We start from the raw sequence: 10,112 nt of genomic DNA, 5'->3' as shown, positions 1-10,112 counted from the left end.
CACGATTGTGACAGTAACGCCGCACTCAACATAAGAAATGAAGGCATCAGAATAATACATTTTGGCGGAGGGAACCCCGTCTCTGCTGAGGGAGCCTGTTTAAGACCAGATAACCGCGACGGTGAAAGGGCATCGGGCTGAGAAATCAGAAGCTTACACTGTACCGCGGCGGTCAGTGTGAGTAGTTCACAGAGACACTCAGAAATGAAGATGTATAGAGATCCGATTTCTGAGGAGGTTAACCTCCTGAGCAAATTTTACGGTAGCGAAGCGTAAAGCCCCCGCATTTAAATCAGGCGTGATTACTCTGTACAGAAGTCGTAAGGCAAAAGGCAAGATCTCCCTAACTCGCCATCTCCTGAACACCTGAACTACTGAGTCGAGAGTTGACGTTCAACTTCAGCAATAGCAGCTTGATGTTCGGCTGCTGTACGGCTAAAAATATGCGTTCCATCGTAGCGAGCCATAAAATAGAGATATTCTGTCGGTTCCGGATTGAGAGTGGCTTCTAAACTGGCAACACCTGGACTAGCGATCGCTGTCGGAGGTAAACCCATATTCATATAAGTATTGTAGGGAGAAGGGGTTTCCACTTGCCGAAAAGTCAGAGGTTGATCAACCGTTTGGCGAATGCCCAAAGCATACTCAACCGTCGGATCAGCCGCTAACCGTATCCCTTGTTCGAGACGATTATGAAACACCCCCGAAATAATCCCTCGTTCACTGGCAACAACAGCTTCTTTTTCAACAATACTCGCCAGCGCCACCCACTCATTGAGTGAAAGATTAGTTGAATTGCGATTTTCTTGATAGACAGGCAAAGCCACCTGTTGAAAACGGTCTAGCATTTGACGGATAATAATCTTTGGGGTAATCCGTTCAGCAACCACTTGATAAGTATCGGGATACAAGAAACCTTCGAGTATGGGTAAATCTTCAGGAAGCCAGGGATAATCAGCATAAGGAATCTCTGAGGCGGCATCCATAAAAGCCTGTGCAGAAAAATAACCTTGCTCCTCAAAATATTCTGCCATTTGTTTAATAGACCATCCTTCTGGAATCGTGAAGCTTAACTGCATCACCTCACCCTTCCAGATCTTTTCTGCGACTGTACTCAGAGATTGAGTCGGAGAGAATTGGTAAGTCCCGGCTTTAAACTCACCTTCAGGATCAGCAAAAACCAACCAACGGGACCATAACCGCCAAGCATTTGAGGAACGAATTAAACCCGCCGCTTCCAAGTCCCGTCCAATTTGCTGACTGGAAGTTCCCGATGGAATTGTAATTTGAACCGCTGTCTCGTTTTCTGTCGATTCACCCAGGCTATCACTATCGATGGGTGCTGAACTCACCCAACTCCACCATGACCAACCCTGCCAACCTACAAAAATCCATGTTGCTGGTAGGATCACCAGGTAGAATGCAATTTTTGAAATCCGTCCCATAGGTCATTTGATCCGTCGTCAGTTGTCTGTGGTTTTTTGTTTTGACTCTCCTGAGTTTAATTGAGCCTGAGTTTAATCGAGATCGTCAAATAGTTGATCTTCGATTAAAGGTAACAGTGGCTCAATTCTCTGGAGTTCTTCACTTGAAAGTAATTGAGGTTCACCCCGCTCATTTTGACGCGCCAAGATAAAAAAAGGTTCAACCGGCATATAAATTCCATATTCTTGTTCTTCACAGTAGAAGTTGGCTAACTCGATCATTTCTTCATAGTCACCCTCTCCTGAGTCTTCGTCATTGTCTTCGAGATCATCTGGGTCTACCTCTGGCAATTCCCCGCCAACCGTGAAGGTAACAGCAGTGCGTTTAAGGGTTAGATTTTGCTCTTCTAAAACCACTTGGGCAAGGGGTAAAATTTGATCAAGTTCGGCTTCAGATTCGACGGGGATCGGGGTTTCCTCGTCTTCATCATCACTCGGCCAACGTAAAATTTCGACAGGAGCATCCACCGGAACAAGCAGCAGATAGTCCTGACCTTCAAGCGGTAAAATGGACTGAATCATACAGTTGAGTGATCGCCCTTGCTCATCAGTGAGTGTGACGATATCTTCTTGGGAGCGTCCATTCTCTTGCGGGGATTGAGATGAAAACATCATATCAGCTTATCTAAAAAAGTACCCCAGGTCTGGGCAAATCAGTGTTTTGCATGAGTCGAATATCGATCCCATTGCACGATCACAATATCATGCTTGAGGGAGCGTGGGATCAAACAAAAGCTCAATCAGAGAGTTATCCGCGTTCAGAGGCATTTTTCGCAACTGACTCTGGGTTGTCTACTCCATTAAAGCTGCTGTCCTCGCCGTTGATCTAACCATTGCTGTAAGATTATAGCTGCTGCTTTGCGATCAATTAACCCTTTGTTGCGCGAGGGGGAAATATGAGCATCTCGGAGCATCTGTTCGGCTTGAAACGAAGTCAGGCGTTCATCGATATATTCTAGGGGTAAGTCTAGAGCCTTCGCCAGTCCTGTCGCGTATTTTTGGACTTTTTTAGCTTGAAACCCGATCGTCCCATTCATCGAATAGGGTAAACCCACAACAAGCACCTGTACTCGCCTATCTTCTACCAGTTCTCGCAGTTGAGCAACATCCCGCTCAAAAGCACTGCGTTTTAAAGTCATTAAACCCGTCGCAAACAAACCCAAACCGTCGCAGCCAGCAACCCCAATCCGTTTCTGACCAATATCGAGTCCCAGGGCGGAAACAAATTGGGGTGAGGAGTTTTCACTCATTATCCTTCATGCTGATTTTCTGACGGTCGATCAATCGGTTTATTTTGATTCTCCGACTCTGGCTGCTCAGACATCGCATTTGATTGTCCGCTGAGAGTGTCTGAAACCTGAGAATTTCGCTTAGAGCGAGGATGATTATTCATTGGCCCTAACCAGGAGATACGACTCGGTATCGGCTTACGAGCCGGTTGTAAACTTTGCAGGACATCGGACAATTGTAACCCTTCTAATGACAGCTTCGACTCCCGAACTTTATGCCAAACGGAACGAGACATCAACAGGCTGTGTTCAATGCGAGTTGCTCCCATTTTCTCAAAATAGGCTTCTCGTTCGGGTAAATAGTCCGCCGAACTGACTCGCAGAGATTGGGTCGGAAAATCTTGCGTCAGATGAGCAATTTGAGCCAAGAGTTCGGGATACAGCCAAGTATAAGACGGATTGACTGTTAACTCAGCAAAATGGGGTTGACGACCATCTCGCGACAGTTGGACTTGGAAATAACCAATTGCAGCTTTGCGTTGCGGCTCGAAGACATAAGCACTAATGTGTTCGGTATGGTTGAACCATTGTTTAAATCCATCCATCACCGCTTTAATCACACTGGATTTAAAATCGCTAATATGGCGATCAAAAACCTGTCGAACAAACGGGTGCATCGATGCCGTATCGAGTTGATACAGCAGTTGAGCATCGGCATTACTCACCGGGAGTAGGTTGGGAAGATCAGGTTGAGCAACCGCCAATTGTTGTAGGAGTTCGGGTTCGACTGACCAATAGGTAATTTGAGCCAGACGTTGGAATCCGTTTTGACGATAGAGGGCAATATTGGCTTTATCATTAATGTCAACTTCAACGAGCCAATTGCGGGCTTCCCAAATACTTTCAAAGCAATGGCGGAGTAGTTGTGATCCCACACTTTTGAGATCTCCTTCTGGAGAAACGGCAACTTGATTGACTCGCCAGGTACTCCGGGTAAGATTAAACGGTGAGACTTTGATCACGCCCCGAACTTGATCGTCTTGTTCAGCGACGAGAATATTAAACAGATGTTGACAAGGATTAGGAAACCAGCTTAAAAATTTAAGGAATCCGTACCAACGACGCAGCTTTTGAAGATCTTGAGCCGAATTACTGACTCCGTCAGTTTTAGGGTCGCTGACAGTATCCGATAACGCTTGCTGACACAACCGTTCGATTTGATCGAGATCACGATATTGAAAGGGACGGATATTCACTTGATTTTGGTTTTGGGACAGGAATAAAGTCATAGGTTTGATTTTGTCTTGCTATTTATCATCCAACAGCGGACTGACGCTTGATTACGCTAAATCTTTCCACAATAGGATTTAACGGCCCCAACAATTGCTTGAGAATTGAGTGACAACATTACTTCGCGCCGGGGGGGAGAGGACGGATTAGAACTAATGGCGTTCGCTCATCAGCGTTTCCGGCGGGATTACTTCTTAAGGCTTGTTCTAGAATTTTCGTGGAAAGATCGGCGGTATGCGCTAATATTTTAACGGCTTTGAGATCGTTGACATCTACAATTGCTGCGGCCAGATTGGTTTCTTGTTGAATGCGATCAACGACGTGTTGAGGATTTTCTGGCCCTAAGACAATAAATTGGTCATAGGGTGGTAAAGTGCCTGTGACATCATCGATTAAACGGGCTTGTTCCCCAGCAAGGGTATAGAACATTCCGGGTTTACCCAGTATTTTAGCGATCGCTCCCCCGACAAAGGCAAATAAAACGCGAGTTGGCCCGACTAAATCGACTAAGGTTTGCATCCCGCAGGCGGTTGCTAAACTCGAAGTGGGCAGGAAGAACTGACAAACCCGCTTGGCAACCCATCCGGGTTGAATTTCGCTCGGATGACGGAATCGCCCTTGAATTAAAGCTAAGGGTGTTTCTCCCATTGTAACTACATCTCCGGGTTGAGCATGAGGGAGAATGTATCGTTTAACGATCTCAACGGGGTCATCGAGGTGGGTCAGGAGATGAGTGCGAATGGGATAGACGGTGGCTAATTCGGTATGGCGGGGAGTTGAGGGAATTTGAGGATCAGGATATTGTAAAGGAATGACCACATGGCGAGTTTTGGGAATGCGTCCATCTGGGCCATAGGTGATGTAGTGAATTTTGACCCAAGCCGACTGGAGGCTGTCGAGATTTTCGCCTTTAATTTCGATGGAAACTTTCATTTGAGTCGGTTTGCGTTTGACAATGTAGGCAAACCAATAGTTATCGACTCTTGCAGGTGCATCGGGGTGCATCGGAATAATCCGAGGCGTTAACTCAATCTTGTCTAAACTTGCTTCACTCAGGAGTTGTACTTCGGCTTCGATTTCAGGTACCATGATTTCAAATCCCTGAGTGCGGTTGCGAAACTCCATTTGACCAATGAGCAGGTAATGATTGGGTTGAGAGATGGCTAAATCCCACTCGCCGGATGTGAGTTCTAGGTCATTTCCAGGCATTCGACGATATCGCAGCTCTATTGCTAATCCCCCGATGGCGACAATTGCCAGTAACGTTACAATGACGATCAGTAAACTTGCCATGACTCCTCCTGCCCAATTTAACTCCACTTATTTTAGTGGATTCGTTAACCTGCCTCTCAAATCCAGATACTGATCACAGGTTTGTCACTTTGTCTATATCATTGAGCGCCATTCAATAATTTTAAATTAAGCAAATCTATAAATTCATTATTAAATTTTATCGAGTTGGCCGCTTACTCCAAAAAAAAGGGCAGAATAAAAGGATTAAAACCAAGTAAAATCAAGCAAAAAGCTTAAGTTGGCATCAAATTCTGTTGTGGAGAGAGAGCAAACGGGCGATTGTCGGATTAATTTAATTTTGTTAAAGATTTGTAAACTATTAAAGAACGGCATTAAAATTTTACAGTCTTTTGAGGAGTTCCATGAAGCAACTTGTAATTGCTGAACGTTTTTTTCTGGCGATCCACGTGATCTCAACTCTATTTGGCTTGGCAGGACTGTTAATCGTTTTGCCCAATCCCCAAATTATTGCAAACTTACCCTCCTTTGGACAGGCGGCTTTTGGGTGGAGTATGGCAGGAGGCGGAGTCGCTTACATCGTCTTCGGTGCAATTGCTGTTGCTCTTTACGCTTACCGTACTCTCGGATGGTGGGCAACAGCAACATTTATGATCCCGGCTGTATTCTTGTCCTTGGGTAGTGAATTACTCGGCACCAGCACCGGATTTCCCTTTGGTCACTATCAATATCTCAGTGGTTTAGGTTACAAGATTGGCGGCTTAGTTCCATTTACCATTCCCCTGTCTTGGTTTTACATGGGACTAACTTGTTATCTGTTAGCCCGTGCAGGTTTAAAAGTGATTGTTGGTTCAAGTTGGTTCCGTCACTGGGCCGCTTTAGCAATGGCAGCTATCTTATTAACCGCTTGGGATTTAGTTCTTGATCCAGCAATGAGTCAAGCTCCTGTAAAATTTTGGGAGTTCCAAGAAGTCGGTGAATTTTTTGGGATGCCTTATCGTAACCTCTTGGGATGGATGGGAACAGCAGCGCTATTTATGAGTGTTGGTGCTTTCTTGTGGAGACGGGTACCGGTGGTATTATCTCGTCATCAATTGACTTTACCTCTGATTGTCTATTTGACGAACTTCATTTTCGGAGCCACAATTACAGTTGTTTCCCTCGATGCACGGTTCTTGTTCCCGGTCAGTCTGAGTGTAGGGTTGGGGGTAATTCCTGTGTTTGTCTTCTGGTGGAGCGCTAAACCCACATTAGCAACGGTTGAAGATTTGCAAAACACTCAAGCTTCTGTAGATTTGCCTCGTTCAGAAGTTCCTCGTACTCCGGCTGAGATTTTAGCAAAATAGACCTTTATACCCGCTAGAGTTGATTCTATTTAGGGGACATGGAACGAATCAATCGTCCCGATATCGATATATAGCGGGACACAAAGCGAGTCGTTAGATGTAAGCCTGTCCCCTCTTTAGAATGCGCGTGGGCAACGCGAACTTTCTCTGTGACCAACTCACTCTCTCTGACAAGAGAGCGACTGGCGTTGGACGAAGTTCATACGCCCAGAGTACCCGTAGGGTCTTGGAGGGGGCTTTCAAGCACCTAAAATGAATTATGAATTCAGGTGACAGCCCCTCGGCTTTCCCCCACGCGGCACCTGCTGAAAGGGTTCCCCAAAAGTCACGCGACTACCGCGACAGCAGCGCCCACGCGCGAAGAGTACCCGTTGGGGTTCTGACCGCCAGCTCGGAGTTGGCGCGACATCAGCTGATGTTACATCCGCAAGGTCGCACCGCTTCTATGCTAAATTTGCAAGCATCTTTGTGCCTCGTTAACGGACGCAATCAATTTTCAATGACCAATTACTTCTTGCCAGTCTGGATCGGTGCTTTAATTTTGCTGATCTTGATTGTACAAATTCCGGCTACCGCGATTGTTCTTTCTCGTCTATTTAAGGCTCTCAACCGTCATTTTCCACTGGAACCTCATCGTCCAACTCCTGATTTATTGGGAATGGTGAGTGTTGTTGTTCCGACTTTAAATGAAGCTGCACGAATTTCTCCTTGTTTATCAGGGTTAAGTCGGCAAAGCTATGAAGTGCGGGAAATTTTGGTTGTTGATAGTAATTCAACCGATGGCACTGGCGAAATGGTGCAAACGACTGCTCAACGCGATCCTCGATTTCGCCTGATCACCGACGATCCATTACCAGCAGATTGGGTCGGACGGCCTTGGGCTTTACATACGGGTTTTCTGCACAGTTCCCCGAAAAGTGAGTGGGTGTTGGGGGTGGATGCCGATACTCAACCGAGTCCGGCTTTAGCTGCAACTCTGGTAAAAACGGCGATCGCTCAAGGCTATGATTTGATTTCTCTGTCTTGTCAGTTTATCTTAAAATATCCCGGAGAATTGTGGTTACAACCTGCACTGTTGATCACGTTGATTTATCGTTTTGGGCCACCGGATACTCACCCCACAAGTCCGGAACGAGTGATGGCCAATGGTCAATGTTTTCTCTGTCGGCGTTCGGTTCTTGAAGCGATGAATGGGTATACCAGTGCGAAGGGTTCTTTTTGTGATGATGTGACTTTAGCTCGTCATGTCGCCGCTAGAGGGTATAAGGTCGGGTTTCTCGATGGGGCGAATTTACTGAAAGTCAGAATGTATGATGGTTTCCGCGATACCTGGGAAGGATGGGGGCGATCGCTAGATCTCAAAGATGCTTCTTCGGTGGCGCAACTGTGGGGAGATTTAGGGTTATTATTAGCCGTTCAGGGTTTACCTTTACCGATTTTGGTGTTGAGTCTGGGATGTTGGAGATTTTTGCCTTTATCTAATCCCTTAGTGTTGATCTTACTGGGTTTAAATTTATTTTGGCTAACGGTTCGGTTTGCTTTATGTGGTGCGATCACTTCAGCTTACGATTTGTCTGTTGCTCAGGGAAAATGGATATTTTGGTTGTCTCCGTTGGCTGATCCGTTAGCAGTGGTGCGGTTATTTATTTCGGCTAGTCGCAAGCCGACTCAATGGCGAGGACGAGTTTATCCGTAAACAGTCGGGGTAATTTATCAATTGTCCTTAGCCGTGAACTTCTAAGTTTTGACTGTAAAATAGTGAGAAGCCTAACAAAAAAAGCGACTCTTGTCTGAGTGAGCAGTTGCACTCATCAAGGCAGAGACGTAATATTTGCTTAAAGAATAACACCTTAAGAATGGCTTAAAGTGATCTATATGTCACATTCTGCGGGTGAATCGCTCGGTATTGTAAGGGAGAAATTTATCAATGTATAGTCCTAGTGGATCTGGTGTAGCAACGAAGACAGGGGCAAATAGTCGTGTCTTCGTGTTTGAAGTGGAGGGAATGCGTCAAGGGGGTGATTCCGATCAGTTGAGTTATCCAATTCGTCGTAGTGGCAGAGTATCTATTACGGTGCCTTATGAACGGATGAATCAGGAAATGCGACGAATTTCTCGCGCTGGTGGTCGGATTGTTAATATTCGTCCCTGTAACGGCAATCCCTCAGCAGAAAGCAGCGCTACATCAGGAAATGGACTACAAAGTCAACAGTCTGGAGAACAGAAGAAGCCCATGACGCAAGCTAAAGCTCATACTGACGTTCCTATCAATATCTACAAGCCTAAGAATCCCTTTACTGGCAAATGTATGTCTAGTAAAGAATTAGTTCAAGAGGGTGGAGAAGGTACTGTTCGTCACCTCACTTTTGACCTTTCTGGTGGCGATTTGCGTTACCTTGAAGGTCAAAGTATTGGGATTATCCCTCCAGGCACAGATGCGAATGGCAAACCTCATAAGCTGAGGCTTTATTCCATTGCTTCAACTCGCCACGGCGATAATCTTGATGATCAAACTGTATCTTTGTGTGTACGCCAACTTGAATATAAGCATCCTGAAACGGGTGAAACGGTCTATGGAGTTTGCTCTTCGTTCCTCTGCAACATCAAAGAAGGAGACGATGTAACCATTACCGGGCCTGTTGGTAAGGAAATGCTGTTACCGGATGATGAAGATGCCACAATCATTATGATGGCAACAGGGACAGGAATTGCTCCTTTCCGCGCTTTCATCTGGCGGATGTTTAAGGAAAGAGAACAAAACCCTGATTATCAGTTCAAAGGTCTGGCTTGGCTATTCTTTGGTTGTGCCTACACTCCCAACATTCTCTACAAAGAAGAGCTTGAAGAGTTACAACGTCAATTTCCTGACAATTTCCGCGTAACTTATGCCGTTAGTCGTGAACAAAAGAATAAAGACGGTGGCAAAATGTATATTCAGCACCGGATTCAAGAAAATGCTGATGAGCTGTGGCAGTTGAATCAAAAATCCAACACCCACACCTACATTTGTGGTTTGAAAGGTATGGAAGGCGGGATTGACGAAGGAATGTCTGCCGCCTCAGGTAAGTTTGGTGTTGACTGGAGTGAATTCCAGAAGCAACTGAAGAAAGAACACCGTTGGCACGTTGAAACCTACTAATTGTTAAGGTTAGAAGGTTTTAAGCGCATTAAGATTCTAGTGAGTTAATAGTATTTGGGGTGAGGGTTTTATTGATAGCCTTCACCCCTTTAATTTATGAGTTTTTAGCTTCTTCCCCAAGAAGCCTCACTTCTAACCCGACAGAGCAGCGTGAGATGAATTGCGGTCAGGGTTTATCGGAATTAGGTTTGTTCTGATTTTCGATATATTGTCGCCGAGTTGAAATAGTTATTCCACCACAACTAGCAACAAAGTAAGAGCCATTCCATAAAACATCTTTCCAATAGAAAGAATTTAAGTGGTCGGAAAATTCTTGTCTAAGCTTTCGAGACGTTACAGATTTGAGATTATTAACCAAATTACTTAAAGCAAT

The 10,112-nt window shown here is 45.3% G+C and carries 9 protein-coding genes; 3 read left to right on the top strand and 6 right to left on the bottom strand.

Features of this window, described 5'->3' with window-relative positions:
- Window positions 1-371 precede the first annotated feature (371 nt).
- From mltG to M595_RS26290, 5 genes are all read right to left on the bottom strand, one after another.
- A complete protein-coding gene (gene mltG / locus M595_RS26310; RefSeq protein ID WP_023069627.1) occupies window positions 372-1,445 on the bottom strand; it encodes an endolytic transglycosylase MltG in 1,074 nt (357 codons plus the stop codon).
- A 72-nt stretch (window positions 1,446-1,517) separates the two neighbouring features.
- Entirely contained in the window at window positions 1,518-2,099 is a 582-nt protein-coding gene (locus M595_RS26305) for a DUF3727 domain-containing protein (protein ID WP_023069624.1), read from the bottom strand.
- Window positions 2,100-2,284: 185 nt separating this feature from the next.
- Window positions 2,285-2,734, bottom strand: coding sequence for a Holliday junction resolvase RuvX (gene ruvX, locus M595_RS26300; RefSeq protein ID WP_023069623.1), 450 nt, complete (start codon window positions 2,732-2,734; stop codon window positions 2,285-2,287).
- Complete coding sequence (locus M595_RS26295; protein ID WP_023069631.1) at window positions 2,734-4,002, bottom strand: GNAT family N-acetyltransferase; 1,269 nt, start codon at window positions 4,000-4,002, stop codon at window positions 2,734-2,736. Before M595_RS26295 ends, ruvX begins: the two co-directional genes overlap by 1 nt.
- A 118-nt stretch (window positions 4,003-4,120) precedes the next feature.
- Window positions 4,121-5,296, bottom strand: a complete 1,176-nt coding sequence (locus M595_RS26290) for a F420-0--gamma-glutamyl ligase (protein WP_040484719.1) — start codon at window positions 5,294-5,296, stop codon at window positions 4,121-4,123.
- Window positions 5,297-5,658: 362 nt separating this feature from the next.
- On the opposite strand from M595_RS26290, the gene cruF reads away from it, so the two are divergent.
- From cruF to cpcD/petH, 3 genes are all read left to right on the top strand, one after another.
- On the top strand, window positions 5,659-6,600 hold the full coding sequence (gene cruF, locus M595_RS26285; protein WP_023069628.1) for a gamma-carotene 1'-hydroxylase CruF: 942 nt from the start codon (window positions 5,659-5,661) through the stop codon (window positions 6,598-6,600).
- A 499-nt stretch (window positions 6,601-7,099) separates the two neighbouring features.
- Window positions 7,100-8,296, top strand: coding sequence for a 2'-O-glycosyltransferase CruG (gene cruG / locus M595_RS26280; RefSeq protein WP_040484718.1), 1,197 nt, complete (start codon window positions 7,100-7,102; stop codon window positions 8,294-8,296).
- Between the two features lie 231 nt (window positions 8,297-8,527).
- Entirely contained in the window at window positions 8,528-9,739 is a 1,212-nt protein-coding gene (gene cpcD/petH, locus M595_RS26275) for a bifunctional rod-capping linker CpcD/ferredoxin--NADP reductase PetH (RefSeq protein ID WP_040484716.1), read from the top strand.
- Window positions 9,740-9,905: 166 nt separating this feature from the next.
- Here cpcD/petH and M595_RS26270 read toward each other — a convergent pair.
- Window positions 9,906-10,112, bottom strand: a 207-nt coding sequence (locus M595_RS26270; protein WP_023069629.1) for an IS200/IS605 family transposase, incomplete at its 5' end; no start/stop codon positions are given.

Source organism: Lyngbya aestuarii BL J, from assembly GCF_000478195.2.
In the GTDB taxonomy this organism is placed as follows: domain Bacteria; phylum Cyanobacteriota; class Cyanobacteriia; order Cyanobacteriales; family Microcoleaceae; genus Capilliphycus; species Capilliphycus aestuarii.
Note: the sequence above shows the minus strand (reverse complement) of the source record. Positions and strands in the feature narration are given on the sequence as shown.

What these genes read in the sequence shown, in the direction of transcription:
- mltG (WP_023069627.1), bottom strand. Translation starts at nt 1,445, where the DNA reads ATGGGACGGATTTCAAAAATTGCATTCTACCTGGTGATCCTACCAGCA.
- M595_RS26305 (WP_023069624.1), bottom strand. Translation starts at nt 2,099, where the DNA reads ATGATGTTTTCATCTCAATCCCCGCAAGAGAATGGACGCTCCCAAGAA.
- ruvX (WP_023069623.1), bottom strand. Translation starts at nt 2,734, where the DNA reads ATGAGTGAAAACTCCTCACCCCAATTTGTTTCCGCCCTGGGACTCGAT.
- M595_RS26295 (WP_023069631.1), bottom strand. Translation starts at nt 4,002, where the DNA reads ATGACTTTATTCCTGTCCCAAAACCAAAATCAAGTGAATATCCGTCCC.
- M595_RS26290 (WP_040484719.1), bottom strand. Translation starts at nt 5,296, where the DNA reads ATGGCAAGTTTACTGATCGTCATTGTAACGTTACTGGCAATTGTCGCC.
- cruF (WP_023069628.1), top strand. Translation starts at nt 5,659, where the DNA reads ATGAAGCAACTTGTAATTGCTGAACGTTTTTTTCTGGCGATCCACGTG.
- cruG (WP_040484718.1), top strand. Translation starts at nt 7,100, where the DNA reads ATGACCAATTACTTCTTGCCAGTCTGGATCGGTGCTTTAATTTTGCTG.
- cpcD/petH (WP_040484716.1), top strand. Translation starts at nt 8,528, where the DNA reads ATGTATAGTCCTAGTGGATCTGGTGTAGCAACGAAGACAGGGGCAAAT.